General features: G+C 67.1%; 22 protein-coding genes. 10 read left to right on the plus strand and 12 right to left on the minus strand.

Going from position 1 to position 20,692, the window contains the following annotated elements:
- Positions 1–67 precede the first annotated feature (67 nt).
- On the minus strand, positions 68–1,042 hold the full coding sequence (gene bsh / locus ESP57_RS01445) for a choloylglycine hydrolase (protein ID WP_129230329.1): 975 nt from the start codon (positions 1,040–1,042) through the stop codon (positions 68–70).
- Between the two features lie 138 nt (positions 1,043–1,180).
- On the opposite strand from bsh, the gene ESP57_RS01450 reads away from it, so the two are divergent.
- A complete protein-coding gene (locus tag ESP57_RS01450) occupies positions 1,181–1,408 on the plus strand; it encodes an RNA-binding S4 domain-containing protein (protein ID WP_129230330.1) in 228 nt (75 codons plus the stop codon).
- A 75-nt stretch (positions 1,409–1,483) separates the two neighbouring features.
- On the plus strand, positions 1,484–1,750 hold the full coding sequence (locus tag ESP57_RS01455; RefSeq protein WP_056008782.1) for a hypothetical protein: 267 nt from the start codon (positions 1,484–1,486) through the stop codon (positions 1,748–1,750).
- Between the two features lie 19 nt (positions 1,751–1,769).
- Here ESP57_RS01455 and ESP57_RS01460 read toward each other — a convergent pair whose 3' ends face one another.
- The 3 genes from ESP57_RS01460 to ESP57_RS01470 all read right to left on the minus strand — a co-directional run bounded on the left by ESP57_RS01460 (position 1,770) and on the right by ESP57_RS01470 (position 5,639).
- A complete protein-coding gene (locus tag ESP57_RS01460; RefSeq protein WP_129230331.1) occupies positions 1,770–2,339 on the minus strand; it encodes a dihydrofolate reductase family protein in 570 nt (189 codons plus the stop codon).
- A 47-nt stretch (positions 2,340–2,386) separates the two neighbouring features.
- The gene (locus ESP57_RS01465; protein WP_129230332.1) at positions 2,387–4,657 is read right to left on the minus strand and encodes a LuxR family transcriptional regulator; all 2,271 of its coding nucleotides are present in this window, start codon (positions 4,655–4,657) and stop codon (positions 2,387–2,389) included.
- A gap of 196 nt (positions 4,658–4,853) precedes the next feature.
- Positions 4,854–5,639 carry a maleylpyruvate isomerase N-terminal domain-containing protein gene (locus ESP57_RS01470; protein ID WP_129230333.1) on the minus strand — a complete coding sequence of 262 codons (786 nt, stop codon included), beginning with the start codon at positions 5,637–5,639 and terminating at the stop codon, positions 4,854–4,856.
- Between the two features lie 395 nt (positions 5,640–6,034).
- Here ESP57_RS01470 and ESP57_RS01475 point away from each other — a divergent pair, with 395 nt between their 5' ends.
- The 3 genes from ESP57_RS01475 (at position 6,035) to ESP57_RS01485 (ending at position 8,399) form a co-directional block, all read left to right on the plus strand.
- Positions 6,035–6,367 (plus strand): PadR family transcriptional regulator, encoded by a 333-nt coding sequence (locus ESP57_RS01475; RefSeq protein WP_056012701.1) that lies wholly within the window; start codon positions 6,035–6,037, stop codon positions 6,365–6,367.
- Positions 6,364–7,431, plus strand: coding sequence for a permease prefix domain 1-containing protein (locus ESP57_RS01480; RefSeq protein WP_129230334.1), 1,068 nt, complete (start codon positions 6,364–6,366; stop codon positions 7,429–7,431). The genes ESP57_RS01475 and ESP57_RS01480 overlap by 4 nt, the downstream gene beginning before the upstream one ends.
- A gap of 302 nt (positions 7,432–7,733) precedes the next feature.
- On the plus strand, positions 7,734–8,399 hold the full coding sequence (locus tag ESP57_RS01485) for a DsbA family protein (protein ID WP_129230847.1): 666 nt from the start codon (positions 7,734–7,736) through the stop codon (positions 8,397–8,399).
- An 18-nt stretch (positions 8,400–8,417) separates the two neighbouring features.
- Here the strand turns inward: ESP57_RS01485 and ESP57_RS01490 are convergent, their stop codons facing one another.
- On the minus strand, positions 8,418–9,092 hold the full coding sequence (locus ESP57_RS01490) for a M23 family metallopeptidase (protein WP_129230335.1): 675 nt from the start codon (positions 9,090–9,092) through the stop codon (positions 8,418–8,420).
- 177 nt (positions 9,093–9,269) lie between these two features.
- On the opposite strand from ESP57_RS01490, the gene ESP57_RS01495 reads away from it, so the two are divergent.
- A complete protein-coding gene (locus tag ESP57_RS01495; protein ID WP_056008794.1) occupies positions 9,270–9,881 on the plus strand; it encodes an HdeD family acid-resistance protein in 612 nt (203 codons plus the stop codon).
- Positions 9,882–9,969: 88 nt separating this feature from the next.
- Here the strand turns inward: ESP57_RS01495 and ESP57_RS01500 are convergent, their stop codons facing one another.
- Positions 9,970–10,743 (minus strand): SDR family oxidoreductase, encoded by a 774-nt coding sequence (locus ESP57_RS01500; protein ID WP_129230336.1) that lies wholly within the window; start codon positions 10,741–10,743, stop codon positions 9,970–9,972.
- 140 nt (positions 10,744–10,883) lie between these two features.
- Here ESP57_RS01500 and ESP57_RS01505 point away from each other — a divergent pair, with 140 nt between their 5' ends.
- The 4 genes from ESP57_RS01505 to ESP57_RS01520 all read left to right on the plus strand — a co-directional run bounded on the left by ESP57_RS01505 (position 10,884) and on the right by ESP57_RS01520 (position 13,496).
- Positions 10,884–11,351, plus strand: a complete 468-nt coding sequence (locus ESP57_RS01505; protein ID WP_243648418.1) for an NfeD family protein — start codon at positions 10,884–10,886, stop codon at positions 11,349–11,351.
- Positions 11,351–12,280 (plus strand): SPFH domain-containing protein, encoded by a 930-nt coding sequence (locus ESP57_RS01510; RefSeq protein WP_207904459.1) that lies wholly within the window; start codon positions 11,351–11,353, stop codon positions 12,278–12,280. The genes ESP57_RS01505 and ESP57_RS01510 overlap by 1 nt, the downstream gene beginning before the upstream one ends.
- A gap of 10 nt (positions 12,281–12,290) precedes the next feature.
- Entirely contained in the window at positions 12,291–13,046 is a 756-nt protein-coding gene (locus ESP57_RS01515) for a glycerophosphodiester phosphodiesterase family protein (RefSeq protein ID WP_129230339.1), read from the plus strand.
- Between the two features lie 84 nt (positions 13,047–13,130).
- Positions 13,131–13,496, plus strand: coding sequence for an RNA polymerase-binding protein RbpA (locus tag ESP57_RS01520; RefSeq protein ID WP_056008813.1), 366 nt, complete (start codon positions 13,131–13,133; stop codon positions 13,494–13,496).
- Here ESP57_RS01520 and lnt read toward each other — a convergent pair.
- Genes lnt through ESP57_RS01550 form a run of 6 tightly spaced genes read right to left on the minus strand, consistent with a single transcriptional unit; the run spans position 13,493 to position 20,647 of the window.
- Positions 13,493–15,058 (minus strand): apolipoprotein N-acyltransferase, encoded by a 1,566-nt coding sequence (gene lnt, locus ESP57_RS01525; RefSeq protein ID WP_129230340.1) that lies wholly within the window; start codon positions 15,056–15,058, stop codon positions 13,493–13,495. The two genes, ESP57_RS01520 and lnt, sit on opposite strands and share 4 nt — an antisense overlap.
- A 30-nt stretch (positions 15,059–15,088) precedes the next feature.
- Positions 15,089–17,521: a DEAD/DEAH box helicase gene (locus ESP57_RS01530; protein ID WP_056008820.1), complete on the minus strand. Its 2,433-nt coding sequence runs from the start codon at positions 17,519–17,521 to the stop codon at positions 15,089–15,091.
- A gap of 12 nt (positions 17,522–17,533) precedes the next feature.
- Complete coding sequence (tatC, locus tag ESP57_RS01535; protein ID WP_056012707.1) at positions 17,534–18,286, minus strand: twin-arginine translocase subunit TatC; 753 nt, start codon at positions 18,284–18,286, stop codon at positions 17,534–17,536.
- A gap of 50 nt (positions 18,287–18,336) precedes the next feature.
- The gene (tatA, locus tag ESP57_RS01540) at positions 18,337–18,549 is read right to left on the minus strand and encodes a twin-arginine translocase TatA/TatE family subunit (protein WP_056008823.1); all 213 of its coding nucleotides are present in this window, start codon (positions 18,547–18,549) and stop codon (positions 18,337–18,339) included.
- A gap of 38 nt (positions 18,550–18,587) precedes the next feature.
- Complete coding sequence (locus ESP57_RS01545; protein ID WP_129230341.1) at positions 18,588–19,607, minus strand: helix-turn-helix transcriptional regulator; 1,020 nt, start codon at positions 19,605–19,607, stop codon at positions 18,588–18,590.
- Positions 19,607–20,647: a helix-turn-helix transcriptional regulator gene (locus ESP57_RS01550; protein ID WP_243648364.1), complete on the minus strand. Its 1,041-nt coding sequence runs from the start codon at positions 20,645–20,647 to the stop codon at positions 19,607–19,609. Before ESP57_RS01550 ends, ESP57_RS01545 begins: the two co-directional genes overlap by 1 nt.
- Positions 20,648–20,692: the final 45 nt, after the last annotated feature.

The raw sequence follows: 20,692 nt of genomic DNA on the forward strand, positions 1-20,692 counted from the left end.
GATCGCGATCGTGTTCACCGCGTCGGCGACCGCTTCACGACCGGGCGATCGGCGCGGCGCACGAACCTCAGTTCTGCATATGCACCTGCTGGCCTGTGACCAGCGGATACGCAGCAAGATCGGTTCCGTCGAGGTCTTCCTTGTGCATGTCGACCCCGGTCACCTGACTGTTCTCGTAGGTCGTGTAGTAGTAGATGCCCTGGTCGGTGTTGCAGCACGACGAGTAGATCGTGATCTCGTACTTGTCGGGCGACACTTCGACGCACCCCCGTTGCTGCGCGACAGACCCGAGTATGTGGAAGAACTGGCTGATCGACTCGGATTCGGAGTCACCGGACACCGAGTTCATCTTCGTGAAGGCCGCCTTGACGAAGCGAGATGCCGACGACAGGTCTCCGGGAAGGCCGATCGCGCCCATTCCCCGGCTGTACACGTCGAATTCCAGCTCGCGTGAGAAGTTCGGCTCGGGCGGGTTCTTCGACAGGTGCATGAAGTTGTTCAGGTTGAAGGACTGGATGTCGAACGTGGGGTTGTTGGTGAGCACCCCGATGGGGTTCTCGTACACCTTCAGACCGTCCTTCACGCTTTCGACCGTGATCGACGTCGTGCGGTCGGAGATGATCCAGTGCAATGGGGAGAGTGGGAACGTCTCGCTGAAGTCGATCTTCACGAGGTTCAGCGTCGAGAGGGCCGTCTTCACCTCGTCGACGGTCTCGAACTGCCCGAGAATCCAGGGGATGAATTCGAACGGCGTGATGTTCGTCTTGCCCTCCGCTTCGGGCTTGTAGTCGGCGTTTTCCGGGAAGTTGAGCCCCGCCATGCTGAGGCCCTTCTCGTTCGTCGCTTCGTAGTACAGCGGGTAGCCGTCCGCGATGGTCGCCATCCCGATGATCGCGTGATGCGTCGGGAGCGCAGACGCCTTGCGGAACTCGAACGGGAAATTCCGTGGTGTCACGGTGACGGTCTCGTTGTACGAGAACTCCAGGTCGAGATTGCGACCGAAGTAATGATCCCGCGTCGTGTAGCTCAGTCCTGTGCACATGAAAGGCCCCCACTTTCCATTTCGTGGTCGAGTGGGCCCAACGCTAGCTAGGCGAGAGACTTCTTGGCTACCCCTGTGTCTTCGGTCCAGCCATGTGCGAAACCTGTCCCCGTGGGTGCCGTCGACTAGCATTCGGGGATGACGAACACGGATCCCATCGACGACGTCCACATCGGCGGTGAGGTCATCCGCCTCGGGCAGTTCATGAAGTTCGCTGGCCTGTTGGACTCCGGTGGCGACGTGAAAGAGGCCATCGTCGACGGCCATGTGGCAGTGAACGGCGAGGTGGATCGTCGACGTGGACGGCAGCTGCAGCTCGGTGACATCGTCAGCTTCGAGGGGCGCGGGGTTCGCGTCAGCTCGTGACGGCGCCCCGACCCGGGAGGCGACGACGCGCGGCCACCGACGAGGCTGCGGGCCGCCGAGACGACATAATGAAGCATGTCTTCCTCTGTCGAACGCTCCAACCCGGCGGCCTGGGCCGCGTTCTGGTTTGCACTGGCCGGCCTCGTGCTCATGCCCATCCCGCTCTTCATCGGGCTGATCGTCGGCGGCGCCCTCTCCATCATCGCCGCGATCCTCGCGGTGATCGCGCTCTTCAAGGGGCTCGCGCGCAACGGCAAGGGCATCGCACCGGTCGTGTTCGCGGCGATCTTCATCGCGCTCACCTGGGGCGGAATCTCAGTCGGCGGCGGCACCGTCTGGTAGTCGAGCGGTGTGATCCACGTCAACCGGCAGCGTGCACCGGCCGGTAGCGCATAGCGACCGCGCCAGACCGGAACTCGTGGCGATCCACGAGTTCGAGCTGAATACGCTCACGGAGACCGGCGAGCAACGTGGGACCGTGTCCGGCAAGGACCGGCTGCACGACGAACTCGTACTCGTCGATCAGCCCCAGATCCGCCAGCGCCAGGGGGAGTGCCACGCCGCCGACCCATAGGCCGTCGCCTGGCTCCTGCTTGAGCCGCTGAACCGCCGGCCCCAATTCGCCGCGCAGGAGTTCGGCATTCCAGTCGACCTCGCTCAGTGTCGTCGATACGACGTGCTTCTTCGCCCCATCGATCGCCTCGGCGAACGGCACCTGCCACGCATCCATCCAGTCCGGCCACGAGCCCGCGGCCGGCTTCCGCCATGCGGACTCCATCATGCTGTAGGTCACCCGCCCGAACAGCAAGGCATCGGCTCGTTCCATCTCCGAGGTCCAGTAGCGCATCGACTCCTCATCCGGAGGGAGTCCCGCCTCGTGATGGCAACAGCCATCGAGCGTCACGTTGATCGAGTATCGAAGCGGCCTCATTCTCGTCGCTCTCCCTTCCTGCGTCCCTCGCGTAGACCGGACCGAGGTCAGACGTCGGCCGGCGCCATCGTCATCGGCTCATGCTCGTCGAACGAGGCGGTTCTCAGGCCGCCGAGCAACCCCAGAGCGGTTGCGTTCTCCACGGCCTCGGACCTGGTCGATGCGGCGAGCTTCCGGAAGATCGAGGACACGTGGCTGCCGATGGTGTTCCTCGAGACGTAGAGTCGCTTGCCGATCTCCGCGAGGGTCAAGTGGGTCTGGAGGTAGGGGAGGACGCGCTGTTCGGCGACCGTCAATGCGGTCGACGCAGCGTGTCGACCGAGACGGTCCTTCTCATCGATCGCTCGCACCGCCGCAGCCACACGAGCGTCCAGTACCTCGCGGCCCTCGCGCGGCGGCAGGATCTCCTTGATTTCGCGGGACAACATCCGGGCGGCCTCGATATCGCCCATCTGCAGGTTCGCGTGGATGAGGAAGAGACGCGTGGGGATGCTGATCAAGGGAACCGCGCTTCCGCAGCGGCCGCGTTCAGACATCGCCAGAGCCAGGAACTTCTGCCCGGTCACCCGGCGCCCGGCGTGCAATGCGCAGTATGCCGCGGCCGCATGCGCATAAGCGCACATGACGTAGCCGTCGATGTTGCCGGTACGAATCGCGTCGAGTGCTCGCTGCACGTGTGCGTCGGCCGTGACCCAGTCGTCCGCATCGATCGAGAGCTGTGCGAGTTCGATCTCGCACATGACGATGGTGGCGGGGTTTCCGTGTGCCTCCGCCGTGTGGATCGCTTCACGCAGGACTTCGCGCGCTCGGGTCTCGTCTCCCGTATGGAGAAGGGTGCTGCCCAGGATCTGGAGCGCTGGATCGCGCCATGGGCTCTCGACGGCCTCCGCCTGAACCCCGAATTCGGCGTCGGCGAGTGCTTCTCGCATGCCGCGTTTCATGGTGATGGCCCGCACCATCGCCTTCGCCGACGAAACATCGATTCCATCGACCCGCGGGGCGCCGTCGGGCATGCTGCCGAGCAGCGAGGCCCACTTCTGCGCAGCGCCGTCGGTACCGGACAGGAGCGAGTACCACGTCACGACCACGACGGCGAACGGGTTGGCGAGCAGGTTCGGGTCGCCGATCTGCTCGATCCACCGCCCGAGGGTCGTCGTTTCGCCTGCTGTGTACGTATTGAGCGCAGCGAGCGCCACGAGCGAGGAGGCCGTCGCGAAATCACCTGCGGCGATCGAGTGGTTGATCGCCTCCGGGAGGAGGCCATGCTCCTGGCACCAGCCGGATGCCCGTCTGTGGAGGTCGGCAACCGTCGAACCGGCGTCGTGATCGAGTTCGGCCTGCAGGTACTCGGCGAACAACGGGTGAAGTCGATAGGAACGGCGCTGAGGATCCGCGGTGATGAAGAGCTGACGAGCTTCGAGATCACGGAGGATGCCCGCGGAGTCGGAGCGCCCCAGCACCGCATCGCACATCGCGGGAACGAGGGACTTCAGAATCGACGTGGAAACGAGGAACCCGCGGATGTCGTCGGGCAGCTCGCGCAAGCACTCGCGGTAGAGATAGTCGGCGAGCAGATCCTGGCTTCCGATCGACGCGACCGGGCCCCTTCGCGACAACAGGGCGCACATGTGCAGGCCCGCCGCCCAGCCGCCGCTCTGCTCAACCCAGTTCCCGAGCATCTCGGGGGAGACCTGTGCGCCTGCGCCCTCGGCGATCCTGGCAGCCCCGGAGACATCGATTCGGAGATCTTCCGCCGTGACATGGGCCGCAGATGCTGCCACGCGCCCGCGGGCGAAGGAGGTCGGCCGATGCCGGCTGGCTAGCACGACCTGGGAGCGCGCCGGCACGCCCGCAAGCACGACGTTGAGCGCGTCGATCGAGTCGAGTGATTCCAGCACGTGGGTGTCGTCGATGAAGAGCACGAACGGTTGCTCGCATTGGGAGAGGGCACGCGCGAGTACCGGTGCGATCCGGCCGAGCACACCACGATCGGCGGTCAGGATCTGATCGTCGAGTGAAGCAGCCACAGGTGTGAAGGGGGAGCAGGCGCGAGTCAGCAGACGCATGAGCGCTGCGGGGTCGTCGTCGTCGCTGCTGAGGGTGAGCCATCCGGTGGCGCGATCTTCGCGCTGTCGCCATTCGGCGAGGAACGAGGTCTTCCCGTAGCCCGCAGGGGCAGTGACGGTGACCAGCCGAGACGGACCGGACCTGACGCTCTCGATGAGGTCATCGCGATGCACGAAACCCCGATCGAAGTCAGGACCCGTGGTCTTGACTTCAAGGATCAGATCCCTGAGCTCGCGTTCAACGGTCACCATCTGTGTCTCCCCATCGACCGACTTCAGCAGTGAACGCACACCCCGATGCACTGCGCGGCTTTCAGATACTACCGATCCGGCGAACTGGTTCGTGTGAAGGGAATCGTCGGCGTGGTCTCACGATCAGGCAGAACCCTTCGCCGCTGATCTGTTGGCGACGCCTCCTGACTGGTGCTCCGCAAATGCTGGCGATGTGTCACACGGACGGGTCCCAGGCGGCGAGCTGACCGAAGATGCGACGCTCGCCTTCGAACGCGACCGACTGCAGCGATATGCGGCTGTAGAAGAACAGCACCAGGTCACTGGCAGTGCCCCGGGCGGATGCGTCGGGCAGGTCAGCGTGCTCGCTGGCAGCAGGAGCGAGGCGGGCGACCTGTGCGCCGTCGGGGGACAGCCGGAGGCGCCAGGACCAGCCCTCGATGGCGTGGTAGTCGACGACGGCGGGGTCGTGCGGCCAGGCGACCGTCGTCGCGCACAGGGTGAACTGGCAGTCGTCGAAACCGTCGAGGGCGATGTTCTCGGGTATCGGCTGAGGGGCACCTTCAGCGAGCTGGACATCGTAGGTGTGCACGGCGATCTCGTGCAGTTGGCGCCGCGCCCACGCCCCGGAGGTTGGGGGTGTGGGCGAGTCATCCCACCATGTCCAGCATTCGCGGTCTGGGCCCGCCTCGCGCAGCACACTCGACAGGTGCGCGACGGACTCGGCCCACCAATTCAGGAGGGCCTCGCGCTCTCGAGGCGCACCCTTGCCGGCCTGCCATGCGGACTCGGCCGGCGGGCCGTCCGCGGGCCCGGCGGTGACGATCGCGGCTGCCTTGCGGCGACCCATGCCCACGTGTTGCACGTGATCGAACAGCGTGCGCGCGGGATTGGTCGGCATCCGGACGTCGAGGCTCGGTACCGCGGCGACCGCGGCGCTGAAGGCGGCCGACCGTTCGTCGATCAGCCTCAGCTGATCAGCGAACGTGAGAAGCCTGTGCATCCCGCCGTTCTACCACCATGTTCCGAATACTGCGCGGAAGCTTCCCAGAAGGAGCGCCTCGACGGGAGAGATCTGCCCCTTCCCGCCTTTCGTTCCGACATAATGTGCATTATCGGCTACTTGTGATTCGTGCCGGGAACAGCACTTTCGAGCTCGAATTCTGTGGGAGAAGTTCTCAAAGCGGTTTCACGCGGTGCAGCATCTCAGGCATGTCAACTCACGCGCCGACGGATCTCCGATCGTTCACGTTCCGACGCTCGATGGCGTACGGGCTGAATCGGCGTGCCGATGACCGCACCTGGAACTCATCGCTTGCCGTGCCGCGCGCTTGACGTACTACGGCACACATAGTACGTTCAGGGTGGTATCGCCACGAAGCTCGAATGGAGGTCAGCATGATCAGCGCCGATGCGATCCGCGGCTACGTCGACCTCATGGTGCTCTCACTGCTGCGCCAGCGGCCGTCGTACGCCTATGAACTCGCGCAGCAGATCCACGCTGTGACGGGTACCGAGTACACGATCAAGCAGACCACCCTCTACACGGCGGTCAAGCGGCTCGAGGGGGCGAACCTCGTCACCTCGTACGCCGGCGCTTCGGCGTCGGGCAAGCCGCGCACCTACTACCAGATCACCGCGAACGGGCTCGAGCACCTCGAGCAGAAGGTCGCCGAATGGCACGACACGAAGTCGGTCGTCGACCGGTTCATCGAAGGAGTCGAAGCATGAACGTCATCACCGCCTATCTCGAGACGATGTTCAGCGCCTACCCGCACAACCCGCGCATGCTCGAGGCAAAGGCCGAACTGCACGCCATGATGGAAGACGCCTACACGGGCTACCTCGCCGCGGGGCTGAGCGAGAACGAGGCCGTCGGCCGGGTCATCACCGAATTCGGCAACCTCGACGAGCTCGCGCCGCAGCTTGGCATCTCGGCCGAAATCGCGCCGGGGTCGTCCTCGGCCGCACCCGTCCTGTCGGCCACGACCGTGCCCCCGGCGTACGCCGGCTCTGACACTGCGAGGCGCCCTGCGCCGGCGCCTGTCACTCGCGACGAGGCTGAGCGCTACGCCGACGTGCGCCGCCGCACCGAACCCCGGCTCGCGTTCGCCGTGGCGATGTTCGTCGTCTCGCCCGCAGCGCTCGTCGCGCTCGTGACGCTCAGCTCGGGCGGAGCGATCGGGCTCGGCCAGGATCCTGCCGTGCTGATCGGACTCGCGTGCCTGCTCGTCGTCGTCGTGACTGGTGTGCTCATGGTCGTGCGTCGTGACCAGGAGCTCGCCCCGTTCCGTCGCCTCGCCGCGGGAGAATTCACGAGGGCTCCCGGCGTCGATCGGTGGGCAGACGAACTCGCTGCGGAGGTCGCTCCCAGGCGGGCGACTGCGCTGCAGGTCGCCATCGGGCTCTGGATCCTCGCCGCATCCCCGGTGCTCGCGATGAGCCTGCTCGCTCCGCCCGCGGTGACGAACAGCTGGATCGGCGTCGCCGTCGCCGGCACGCTCGTCATGGTCGCGACGGGGCTCGTCGTCTTCATCCCCACCAACTGGGCGCAGTCGGTCGCCGAAACCCTGACGAAGACCGATGGTGACGGGCACGCCAGCGACGAACGGCGCAGCATCGTTGGCGTGATCGCCGCGTTCTACTGGCCGCTCGTGGTCGCGATCTTCCTCGCCTGGAGCTTCGTCGGCAGCGCCTGGGGCATCTCGTGGGTGATCTGGCCGATCGCTGCCGTGCTGTTCGGCGCCCTCGCCTCCGGGCTGAGCGCGGTCGAGCGGTACCGCGCCGCCCAATGAAAGCGCACAGGGGCCCGTTCCCGCCGCATCGTCACGCCACGCCGTCACCTCTCCGTGCAACCTTGAGGCTGCCGCCCGTCGACGATCCTTCTCCACCCTTGGCGTCTCGACTCCCCCGCCGTCCGTTCGTGCTCAGGCATCGTCTGCCTCAGGCGTGAGACGTTCGGTCGGGCCATCCCAGAAGACTGAGAACGTCGCCGAGCGAACGCCCATACGCTGGATCGAGACCAACGGATGCCTCGGAGACGACGGTCTCCGAGGCATCCGCCCTGCACCGGCTCGAGAGGCACTCCCCCGTGACGATGAAGAACAGCACGAAGATCCAGCTCGCGGTGATCGGAGGGCTCGTGGTCGCCGCCGTCGGGATCGTCTTCGCGGTCACCGCGAACCAGGCTCCTGCTGCGGTGCCCGGCGCCGCAGCTTCGACGCCTCCGCCCGTCGTCGCCGAGAACAGCCACCGACTCGACGTCGCCGAGGGCAGCACGGTGACGTTCACCGAGTTCCTCGACTTCGAGTGCGAGGTGTGCGCTGCGGTGTACCCCTTCGTCGAGGAGCTCCGCGCCGACTACGCCGGCGAGGTGACCTTCGTGACGCGGTACTTCCCCATGCCGGGGCACACGAACTCGCGAACTGCTGCGATCGCCGTCGAGGCTGCGGCTCAGCAGGGTGAGTTCGAGGCGATGTACGACCGCATGTTCGAGACGCAGGCCGAGTGGGGTGAGCAGCAGGTGTCGAAGGCAGACGTCTTCCGCGGGTATGCCGACGACCTCGGGCTCGACATGGCGGCCTACGACGAAGCGGTCGCCGATCCCGCCACCGAGGCGCGAGTGCAGTTCGACTTCGATGCCGCCGTCGCGCTCGGCGCGCAGGGCACCCCGACGATCTTCATCAACGAGGAGCTCGTGCCCCTCACCTCCCCCGACGACATTCGCGCCGCCCTCGAGCGAGCGGTCGCGACGTCGAAGTAGCCGACTCGAGCATGCAGTTCAGGTGAGCGCCTCCACGATCGACCGCTCGCCGGGGATCCCCGCTTCGACGACAACGGGCTGATCGGACCCCGACCGCCATTCGCTGAACCTCCGGAATGCCATCGGCAGTCCCTCGGCGTTGGATGGGTCGACGCGGTCCATCACCTGCAAGTGCACATGGGGCTCGGTGGAATTCCCTGAGTTGCCGCACTCCCCGATCGCCTGCCCCGCCGCGACGCGGTCGCCGACGGCGACACGGATCGAACCCGAACGCAAGTGCGCGAGCGAGACGAACGCATCTCCGCCGCGGAGCGCGATGGTCACGGTGTTGCCAGCGATCGCGTGCACTCCCTGCCGGAGTCGCCCGGCCTGGCCCAGCGCATACGGCACGAGGGCGAGCTGGGAGCGCCGGCCCTCGTGGTCGGGCTCGCCGTCGTGTAGGTCGACGACGACGCCGTCGGCCGGCGCGAGGATGGCTTGCCCGAACCCGAGGAATCGTTCAGGCGGTTCGGTCGTCAGGACGGTTCGCCAGTCGCGTTGCTCCGAAGTGCGGCGTCGCCGGTCGACCGCGACGAAGTCGATCGCGTACCGCTCGCCGAAGAGGTCGACCCCGTGGCTCGGCACGCGCCGAGCAGGGCTGTTCTGGGCCATCCAGAGGCCCGTGAACGGGAGGTGCAACAGCTCTGCCGTCATGCTCCGATACTGTCAGCCCCGTTCTCGCAGGCGTCGGATCCGACGAATTCGGCCATCTACGCCACCACATGGTCACCCCGCGACATCCGAAGACTCGCGCATTCACATCCGACACTCAGGCGATCGACGGCCATAACCTGACCCTGCACGGCACCCGCCGCCAGAAAGGACACAACCATGTCTACGTCGCAACCCACCGGGGTCTTCGCGTCATTCTCGCTCGACGCATCGTCACTGACGAAGTCGGCGATCAACACCATCCGCGCGACGCTCGGCATCAGCGGCGCCGTCGCACTCATCTTCGGCCTCCTCATCACGTTCTGGCCGAAGAACTCGGCCATCGTCATCACGGTGCTGTTCGGCATCTACTTCCTGATCGCCGGCATCGCCTACCTCGGCCTCGGCATCTTCTCGAAGGGCATCTCGGGCGGCGCACGCACGCTCGACATCATCCTCGGACTCCTGTTCGTCGTCGGCGGCATCATCGTGCTCGCCAACCCGAGCGAGTCCGCCGTCTTCTTCGGCATCTTCCTCGGCATCCTCGTCGGCATCCTCTGGATCATCGAGGGGATCGTCGCGTTGGCGCAGTCGAGCGACGCGGGCTCGCGAGGATGGGCGATCTTCTTCGGAATCCTGAGCATCGTGGCGGGTATCGTGGTGCTGTTCTCGCCGCTGTGGGGAATCGCCATCCTCTTCGTCATCGCGGGCATCAGCCTCATCATCCTCGGAATCGTGCAGATCGTGCGCGCGTTCACCTTCGGACGCGGCGTCACGCCGGCCGCGGAGTAGTCCCGACGAACGACGAAAGCCCGCCGAAGCAGTCTGCTTCGGCGGGCTTTCCGCTGTCTCGGCCGAGCCGGGACGACGTTTCAATTGATCAGGCGTCGCCCACGCGCGCGAAGCCCGACGTGTCGCCGACGTAGCGCGTGTGCTCAGCGGGCACCGGCTCGACCGCGGCCGAAGCGACCTCTGCGGCGAACTCGGCGACGTTGAAGAGGCGACCGGCGTCCTGCTTGCGGGCCTCGATCGCTCCGGGGTTCGCGCGCTCGAGGAGGGTCGCCGTGATGGTGCCCTCGATCATGTCGCCCGAGACGACGACGAACTCGAACCCGGCGGCCTCGAGATCGGGGAGCTTCGCACGGAGCGCGTCTTCGCCGGCGCGCTTCGAGAGGGCCACGGCCTCGTACTCGGGCATGGTCGGCGTCGTGCGGATGAAGTGCGCCTGGTGGCTCGTGACGAAGACGATGCGGGCGCCTGGCGCGAGGTGCGGAAGCGCGCCCTCGACGACGTTGACCTGCGCGTCGCGGTTCAAGCGCATCGCGTAGTCCTCGCCCATGCCGGTCTCCATGCCGCCGGAGGCATTCAGCACGAGGACGTCGATGGGTCCGAGCTCAGCAGCGGCACGCTCGAACATCGAGGCGACGGAGGACGCGTCGGTGAGGTCCGCCCCGACGGCGACGGCGGTGCCACCGGCCTCGGTGATCTCGGCGACGACCTTCTCGGCGCGCGGGGCCTTGCTGCGGTAGTTGATGACGACGGATGCCCCGGCACCCGCGAGGTAGCGGGCGGTGTCGGCACCGATTCCACGCGAAGAGCCGGTGACGAGGGCGACGCGGCCGTCCAACGATCCGGGGGCGAGCGGGTTGGTCACAGTGGAACTCCTCGATGCTTGACGGACGTGGTCCGCAGGGAACAGGCGAACCGAGACTATCAAGTCCACAGGCACGGCCCACTGGGTCGACCGCCCTGATAGTTTCAGTAGAAGGCCGTGCGAAGGAGAACGAATTGGATGTGCTGACCCAGTACGCGTGGATCGTGTGGCTCGTGTTGATCCTGGCGTTCGCCACGATCGAGGTCTTCACACTCGAGATGACGTTCCTGATGCTCGCACTCGGCAGCGTCGCCGGTCTGCTGTCGGGTCTGTTCGGCATCCCGTGGTGGGCGCAGTTCATCATCGCCGCGCTCGTCGCGGTCGCATTGATCCTGCTGCTGCGGCCACCGCTCCTGCGGATGCTCCGGCGCGGCGGTGATCCGACGCGCAGCAACATCGACGCGCTCATCGGCGCCGACGGCCAGGTCGTGCGCACCGTCACCTCCGCGGGTGGCCAGGTGCGCCTGCAGAACGGCGACGTGTGGACGGCTCGACTGTCGCCCATCACCGAGCAAGCGGATGTCGCGGTCGGCGAGCGTGTGCTCGTGACCGGTATCGACGGAGCGACGGCGGTCGTCGTTCCGATGGAGAGGAGCACTGGGGTTTGATGGAAGTTTCCGGCATCATCGCGACGGTCGTCGTCGTCGCGATCGTCATCTTCGTCATCGTCGTATTGGCGAAGTCGATCCGAATCATCCCCCAGGCGTACTCGGGCGTGGTCGAACGGCTCGGGCGCTATCACAAGACCCTCAGCCCGGGACTGAACATCCTCGTGCCGTTCATCGATCGCCTGCGGCCGCTCGTCGACATGCGCGAGACCGTGGTCTCCTTCCCGCCGCAGCCGGTCATCACCGAAGACAACCTCGTCGTCTCGATCGACACGGTCGTCTACTTCCAGGTGACCGACGCCCGTGCCGCCACGTACGAGATCGCGAACTACCTCGGCGCGGTCGAGCAGCTGACGACCACGACACTGCGAAACGTGGTCGGCGGCCTGAACCTCGAAGAGGCGCTCACCTCGCGCGACAACATCAACGGCCAGCTGCGCATCGTGCTCGACGAGGCCACGGGCAAATGGGGCATCCGCGTCGGACGCGTCGAGCTCAAGGCGATCGACCCGCCCCACTCCATCCAGGACTCCATGGAGAAGCAGATGCGCGCCGAGCGCGACCGGCGTGCACTCATCCTCACCGCCGAGGGCACCAAGCAGTCCGCCATCCTCACCGCGGAGGGTGCCAGACAGGCGGCCATCCTCGAGGCCGAGGGCGACGCCAAGGCCGCGGTGCTCCGCGCCCAGGGCGAGGCCGAGGCGATCCTCACCGTCTTCGACGCCATCCACAAGGGCGATCCCGACCCGAAGCTGCTCGGCTACCAGTATCTGCAGATGCTCCCCCAGATCGCGCGGGGCGAGTCGAACAAGCTCTGGATCGTGCCGAGCGAACTCACCGAGGCGCTGAAGGGCATCGGCAAGGCCTTCACGCCCACCGCTCCCCCGCAGGCACCGGAGGCCCCTGGGGCGGCCGGTCAGCGGCTCTGACGGCAGGTCAGTGGCCACCGCCTATTTCGAGCCGTCGAGGCCGCGAGTGCTCGCGCACCGCGGCCTCGCCCTCGAAGCGCCTGAGAACACCCTCCTCGCCTTCGCGAAGGCCGTCGCGATCGGAGCGGAGTACGTCGAGACCGACGTGCACCTGACCGCCGACGGCGTCGCCGTCGTGGCCCACGACCCCACGCTCGCGCGCGTCGCCGACCGCGACGTCGAGGTCTCGAAGCTCACGATGGCGGAACTGCGACGCATCGACCTCGGCCACGGCCAAGCATTCTGCTCGCTCGAGGAGTCGTTAGATGCGTTCCCCGACACCCGATTCAACATCGACGTGAAGATCGAGAGCGCGGTCGAGGCGACCGTCGCCTCGGTGGCGAAGCTCCGGGCCGGGTCGCGCGTGCTGCTCACGAGCTTCTCCGAGGGCAGGCGCCGGCGACTCGCGGCGTATGTGCTCGACGCGGCGACCTCGGTCGGCGGCGCCGGAGTCGTCCGAACCCGCCTCGCCTCGCTGACGGGTTCGACCCGAGCCGTGAGCCGCGCGCTTCGCGGCGCGCACGCCCTGCAGGTGCCCGAGCGGATCGGCGTGCTCCCCCTCGTCACCGAACGCTTCGTCGCCGCCGCCCATCGCGCCGGCGCCGAGGTGCATGTCTGGACCGTCAATGACCCCGCCGACATGACACGACTGCTCGACCTCGGCGTCGACGGCCTCGTGACCGATCGCGCCGACCTCGCTCTCCCGCTCATCCTCGCTCGAAACTGAGAATTCCCCGGTAAACCTCAGGGTCCGGAAAGGGAACGCCCAGCTTGATCGTTTAGACATAGAGACGAGCGAGAGGAGTACGCCATGGCGGACAGGAGCCTTCGAGGCATGCGCATCGGCGCACAGAGCCTGCAGAGTGAAGACGGCGTGGTGTTCGCCGACCGTGCGGAATACACCTATCGCTGCGAGACCTGCGGGCGCGAGACCGTGATGACGTTCTCGACCGAGGCCGAGCTGCCCGAGTCGTGGGAATGCAAGCACTGCGGAGCATCCGCTGTGCTGCTCGTCGACTCGAAGCCGGTCGAGATCGACCGCTCGGGCGAGAAGGTCGCCCGCACGCACTGGGACATGCTGCTCGAACGACGCACACGTGCCGAGCTCGAGGAGCTGCTCGAGGAGCGTCTCAGCTACCTGCGGGCCCGTCGCGGCCAGCAGAAGATCGGCGCCTAGGCCGAATCGGTTCCGACGGCTTCGTCGCCGCCCAGGTCGCGAGACCGACGGCGTGCGATGAAACCGGCGGCGATGAGTGCTGCCAGCGACCCCAGCACGATCACGTTCGGCACGCTCGAACCGAGCGCGACCGACGGCGTCAGTCCGTCGCGCAACTCGACATCGGTGACCATCGCACCCGGTTCATAGGCCGGCAGCGAATCGATCGTGCGACCCGACGGGTCGATCACCTGGCTCGTGCCCACTGTCGAGATGTTCACGACCGAGCGACCGGTCTCGATCGCGCGGAGCCGCGCAATGGCGAGCTGCTGCTCGTTCTCGTCGGTGCCGCGGAAGTCGGCGTTGTTCGTCTGGAACATGTAGAGCTGCGCACCGTCGCGTGCGCCCTCCCAGACGAGGTCGTCGTAGATGACGTCGAAGCAGATCGCGAGCCCGGTGACGGCCTTGCCGAGATCGAACACGGGCGCATTGGTGCCCGGGGTGTATCCACGCTGCACGAGACCGATCAGGTCGGGCGCGAGCGAGTACCAGAAGTCGCGGTCGGGGATGTACTCGCCGAAGGGCACCGGATGCCGCTTGTCGTAGAGATCGACGGCCCCCTCCCCTGCGCGCCACAGCATCGACGTGTTGAAGTACTCGTCGTCGCGATTCGTCACGGTGTTGAGTACGAGGGGTGCGTCGAGGTCTTCGCTCAGCCGATCGAAGATGCGCGCGACCGAATCGCTGCGGGTCGGGTCGATGTCGGAGCCGCCCTCGGGCCAGAGCAGCACGTCGATGCCCGGCTCGTCGAGGATCGGTTCCGTTGCCGCGAGCTGCGCGGCGAGCACGTCGCCCGGTTCGCGCTGATCGAAGTACCCGGAGGGTCCGTTGCCCTGCACGCTGGCCACCCGGAGCTCACCCGCCGGCGTGGTCTGCCACGCGGGAACGAGCATCGCGACGGCCACGAGCGCGGCGACGGGCAGGGCTGAGACCGGCCGCCGCCACCCGGCGAGCCGAACCCATTCGATGACTCCGGCCACGATGGCGACCATGACGAAGCTCAAGCCCGTTGAACCCGCCCACGAGACGACCTCGGCGAAGGGGCTCTGCGACTGGCTGAGTGCGGCCCGGCCCCACGGGAAGCCTCCGTAGGGGATGCTGCCGGTGGCGGCCTCGCGCACGCACCAGAGGCCCGCGACGAGCAGCGGCAGTGCGATCAGCCGGACCCACCGGGAGCTGCTCACCAGCGGCATCCAACGGTAGGCGAGCGTGATGAGCACGCCGCCGGCCGCGACGAAGAGCGACTCGAGGATCGAGAGCGCGAGCCACGGAACCGGGCCGAGGTAGAGCGAGGTCCACGAGACCTGCAGCAGGTAGAAGGAGAGCCCGAACACGAGCCCCACGAGGGCCGCCCCCCACGCCGATCGCCCGATCAGGCTGACGAGCGCGAGCGCGATGCCGACGAACGCGAGCGGCCAGATGCTCGCACCCGGGAAGCCGAGGTCGTAGGCGAACCCGCCGGCCGCGGCGGCCAGCACCGCGCCCCAGAACGGCAGAAGGGGGCGGTAGACGTTCTCGGGCACCCGATCAGCCTAAGCGACCGCGGCGGCCGTTCACGCGGGTGCGCCGTAGGCCACGACCCCGCGCCGCACGGCATCGATCGCGGATCGCGCCGTCGCCCCCAGTTCGGCATCGGCGACGATCGAGATCTGGTCGAGCAGGTCGACCACCTGCTTCGAGAGACGCACGAAGTCGCCGGCCGCGAGCTCGGTGTCGGCCAGCACCGTTCCGAGACCCGTGCCGCGCGCCCACGAGTGCATCGCCGAGGCCAGCGCAGGCGACGGCACCTCACTGCCGGGCAGCCGATGATCGCGCTCGACGTCGTCGAGCACCGCCCAGGTGTCGGTGGTGCGCTCGAACGCTTCTCGGAAGCGGCCGCGCGGGAGCCGGTACTCGACGTTGCTGTCGTCTCGACGCGGCTCGTAGACGAGCGCTGCCGCCATCGCGGCGATGCCGGCCTCGTCGAGACCATCCCAGATTCCACGACGCAGGCATTCGGCCACGAGCAGGTCGCGTTCGCCGTAGATGCGCTTCAGGATGCGGCCCGAGGTGGTGGAGACGAGGGCACCGGATGCGTCGCGGTCGAGATAGCCGAGCGACTCGAGCACCTCGGTGACCCGGTCGAACCGCTTCGCGACCTGACCGGTGCGGGTCCTGATCTGCCGGGAGAGCTGCTCGTGCTCCGTCTTCAACCGCCACCAGCGCTCGGCCCAGCGGGCGTGCGACTCGCGCTCGGCGCACCCGTGGCAGGGGTGCGCCCGCATCGCCTTGCGCGCCGCCGTGAGCTCGCGCTGCATCCGTTCGCGCTGCGCATGCGTGGGATTGCCCTTCGATGATTGGCGCTCGATCTCGCCGATGCGGCGCCGGAGCGTTGCGTACTCCCCGAAGTCCCCCAGGTGGCAGCGCATGGCCTGCTCGAACCCCGCCATCGACTCCTCCTGCTTGCGCAGGGTGCGCGCGAGGTCGACGACGGCCCGGTCGGCCTGGAACTGCGCGAACGAGAGTTCGAGGATCTGACGGGTGCGCTCGCGACCGAACTGGTCGATGAGGTTGACCGCCATGTTGTAGGTGGGCCGGAAGCTCGAATTGAGCGGATAGCTGCGGCGGGAGGCGAGCGACGCGACGGCCTCGGGGTCGAGCCCGTCGACCCATTGGATGACCGAATGGCCCTCGACGTCGATGCCGCGGCGACCGGCACGGCCCGTCAGCTGGGTGTACTCCCCCGGCGTGATGGGCACCCGCGCCTCGCCGTTGAACTTCTCGAGCTTCTCGAGCACCACGGAGCGCGCCGGCATGTTGACGCCGAGCGCGAGCGTCTCGGTCGCGAAGACGACCTTCAGCAGCTTCAGCTGGAAGAGCTCCTCGACGATCTCCTTGAACGCGGGCAGCATGCCGGCGTGGTGGGCGGCCACCCCGCGCTCGAGCCCCTCGAGCCACTCCCAGTACCCGAGCACCGCGAGATCCTCATCGCGCAGCATGCGGGCACGCGACTCGACGATCTCCCGGATCTCGGAGCGTTCAGCCGCTTCGGTGAGCCGGATGCCGCTGCGCAGCACCTGACGCACCGCCTGATCACACCCGGCACGCGAGAAGATGAACACGATCGCCGGCAGCAGGTTCTTGCCCTGCAGCATCGCGACGACTTCGGGACGATCGGCCCGGCCGTTGCCGACGCGCGCGTCGCGGTGATAGCGACCCCGGTCGCCGCCCCGCTGCCCGCGGGTGGATCGGCTCGAGATCGAGCGACCGCCCGCGCGGGCGAGCTGCTTCAGTTCCGGGTTCACGCGATTCGTGGAGGCCTGCCCCGACGAGTCGAAGAGGTCGAGCATCTTCGACTTCACGATGACGTGCTGCTCGAGGGGCACCGGCCGCTCCTCGGAGACGATGACGTCGGTGTCGCCGCGCACCGCCTGCAACCAGTCGCCGAACTCCTCGGCGTTCGAGACAGTAGCCGAGAGCGAGACGAGTCGCACCGCTTCGGGGAGGTGGATGATGACCTCCTCCCAGACGGCGCCGCGGAATCGGTCGGCGAGGTAGTGCACCTCGTCCATGACGACATACGCGAGCCGGTCGAGGAGCGGCGAGTCCGCGTAGAGCATGTTGCGCAGCACCTCGGTCGTCATCACGACGATGCGCGCGCCCGAGTTGACGTTCGTGTCGCCGGTGAGGAGGCCGACGGACTCCGCACCCCAGACCTCGACGAACTCCTGGTACTTCTGGTTCGAGAGCGCCTTGATCGGGGTCGTGTAGAAGACCTTCGCACCCTGTTCCTGCATGGCGAGGAACACGGCGAACTCCGCGACCACGGTCTTGCCCGCCCCCGTCGGCGCGGCGACGAGGACGCTGCGTCCTTCGTCGAGCGCACCGCAGGCGGCGAGCTGGAACGGGTCGAGGTCGAATCGCTGGCCCGCGACGAAGTCGGCGAGACGCGGCTGGCGGCGCTGCTGGCGAGAGAGCGCGTAACGCTCGGCCGGCGAGAGGCTCATCACCCCTCCAGCCTAGACAGGCTCCCCGAATTCGAGGAGGTTGCGGCGCGCGACACGGCGATCATGCAGGTGCGCGATGAACCAGGCGGCGAAGTAGAGCACGATCATCGGGATCGCCAGCATGAACATCGAGACGACATCGGCCGACGGCGTCGCGATCGCGGTGAACAGCACGATCACGAGGATCGCCACCCGCCACGACTTGATGATCGCCGCCGCGCTGATCACGCCTGCGAAGTTCAACAGCACGATGAACACCGGCACGACGAACGCGATGCCGATCGCGACGACCAGCTTCAGCACGAAGTCGTAGTACTCCTTCGCCGTGAGCAACGACTCGGCGCCATCGGGAACGAAGCTCATCATGAGCTTCACGATGTTCGGCAGCACGAACCATCCGGCCGCGCAGCCCGCGAAGAACAGCGGAATCGCGCTCGCGAAGAAGGCGAGCGAGAACCGTCGCTCCTTCTTGTTCAGTCCAGGCACCAGGAACGCGAAGATTTGGTAGAGCCAGACCGGACTCGACAGCACGATCCCGAGGGTGAACGCGACCTGCAACCGCAGGTCGAACGCACTCGAGATGGTCGGGAAGATGACTGCAGCGTCATTGCCCTGCGCCTCAGCGACCCGTGTCACCGGCTCCTGAATCGCGTCCCAGATGAACGCATCGGTCAGCCACCACCCGAGGGCGGTGCCGACGACGATTGCGATCGCCGAGATGAAGAGGCGTTTGCGGAGCTCGATCAAGTGCTGACCGAGCGACATCCGCTTCTCGCGGTCCTTCTCGCCGCGATCTTTCACCGCGGTCACCGTGGTCAGGAGTTCTTGCCGGAATCCGGGCCGTCGGCCTTGGGCGTCTCGTCGCCACTCGCGTCGGGATCGGTCTTGTCGGAACGAACCTCGGTCTTGAGGATCTTCATCGACTGGCCGAGGCTACGGGCGAGCGCGGGAAGCTTGGGAGCTCCGAAGAGCAACAGGATGACCACGAGGATGATCAGCGCGTGCCAACCAGTGAAGCCTTGCCACATGGGGGTTCGTCCGTTTCGTCAGTGAGGGTGACGACAGTCTACCTGTCGTCGATGCCAGGCTGTTGCCGCCCGACATCGGAGGGAACAGCTTCAGCGTAGCCTGCAAGGCCCGCCGACGCCCACTCGGCGACGACCGCGCGTGCCTCTGCCGGCGCCACGACGGTCACGAGGCCCGGAAGTCCGGCCACGAGTCGCTTGAGCCCGTGCACGTGCGCAAGTCGCAATGTGACTCGCAGTCGCCCGTCGACCTGCTCGGTCCGCGAGTCGGCGAGGTAGTCGGCGAGCAACGGCAGCGTCTCGGGCGCGACATCGACGACCACGTCGAGATCGGAGTCGGAACCCTGGAACAGGGTGTCGGGCACCGTGCGGTCGGAGTGGTCTTCGATCGGGGCGTCGGAGACCAGCAGTTCGCTCATGCGATCGACCCGGAAGTTGCGCACGTCTTCGCGCGTGTGGCAGTAGGCCTGCAGATACCAGTCGGCGTCCTGCGACAGGATGCGGAGCGGGTCGACCCGGCGCCGGCCCGCGACGCCGAGGGCGTTGCGGTAGTCGAACTCGAGCTGGCGACCACCCGTGACCGCCTCGCGGATGCGGGCCAGCGAGGCATCCGCTTCGGATTCGGCGACGGCGAGGCGACTGGGTGCTGCGGATGCCCCGGCCGTGAGCTTGCCCATGAGCGCGGCGAGCGAGGCTCGTCCGGCGTTCTCGGGCGAGGCCGAGAGGTATTGCAGCCCGGCGATGAGGGCTGCCGCCTCGCGAGCGGAGAGCCGCGGCGCATCGTCGATCGCGACGTGGTGCACGATGACGATCACGTCTTCTTCTTCGAAGGAGTCCCAGTCGATGTCGAACAGGTCGTTCGGCTGGTAGGTGCCGGTCTCCCCGGGCAGGCCCGAGGTCGCGATGAGTCGCACGGCGTGCCTGATCTCGTCTTCGGAGAGCCCGAAATGAGTGGCGGCCTCGGCCACGTCGACGACGCGCTGTTCGAGCAGGTACGGCACGAACGAGAGCAGGAAGACGAGCTTGTCGGGCGCCTTCAACGGCTTCGGCCGCTTGGCCATCATCGCTCTCCCCCATCGGCGGCATCGGTCGCGTCGCGATGCGCGGCGGCAACGGCGCGCAGCCGGTCGCGGACGGCATCTCGCAGCGACGCCGGTGACAGCACTCGGACCTCGGGACCGTAGGCGGCGAGTTCGTCGGCGAAGACGGCGGCGTCCGTGTAGTGCAGACGGATGACCCCGGCGTCCTCGTCGCCCTCGATCGCGCGCTTGCCGAGCCGCACCTCGGCATCGCTGCCGCCGGTCACCGCCAGATCGGCGACGTTGCGCTGGTGCAGCTCCTGCAGCTCGGCGATGATGCGGTCCTGCACGCCGAGCGGCGGAGCATCGAAACTCGACCCGGGCACGGGCGTGACCTCGCCGATGATGCGCGAGAGCAGGAAGGTGCGGGAAGCCGCCGCATCGTGGTCGTACGCGTGGAGGTGCCACCGGCCGTCGTGCAGCACCACGGCGAGCGGATCGACCGTGCGACGGCGCGGCTCGGGCTCACCAGGCTTGAAGTAGCGGAACCGCACCGACTGGCGACGATCGAGCGCCTGCCGCAACGGTTCGAATGCGGTGTCGCGCACTCGCAGTCGCGGGGCGTAGCCGATCACCGGTTCACGAGGCTCGATGCCGAGCGAACGGAGCTTCGTGAGGGCGCGCTGCGAATCGGCCGAGAGCGAGGCCTCGCGCCAGACCTCGGCGGCGAGACCGAGCAGGGCGAGCTCGTCGGGCGTGAATCGCACGTCGGCGGGCAGGTCGTACTGCCCTTTGGGGATGCGGTAGCGCAGCGCCTGGTTGTCGCCCGGACGGTCGGGCGACTCCACGGTCTCGAGCGGGATGCCGAGTTCGCGGATATCGTCTTTGTCGCGCTCGAACTGGCGCTCGAGATTCGCGTTCTGACCAGCAGAATCGAATCGCTCGGCATAGCCGCGCACTGTCGAGAGGATCTCGGACTTCAAGAGGCCCGTCTCAGTCGCGAGCAGAGCCAAGACGAGGCTGAACAGGCGATCCTCGACCGGGATCTTCGACTCGCCCTTGTTCACTCCGCCGCTCGCCACAGGTGCGATCTTACTGAACCGCGGTGACGGCGAGGGCCGCCGCGA

The sequence above is a fragment of the Agromyces fucosus genome (assembly GCF_004134865.1).
GTDB lineage: Bacteria > Actinomycetota > Actinomycetes > Actinomycetales > Microbacteriaceae > Agromyces > Agromyces fucosus.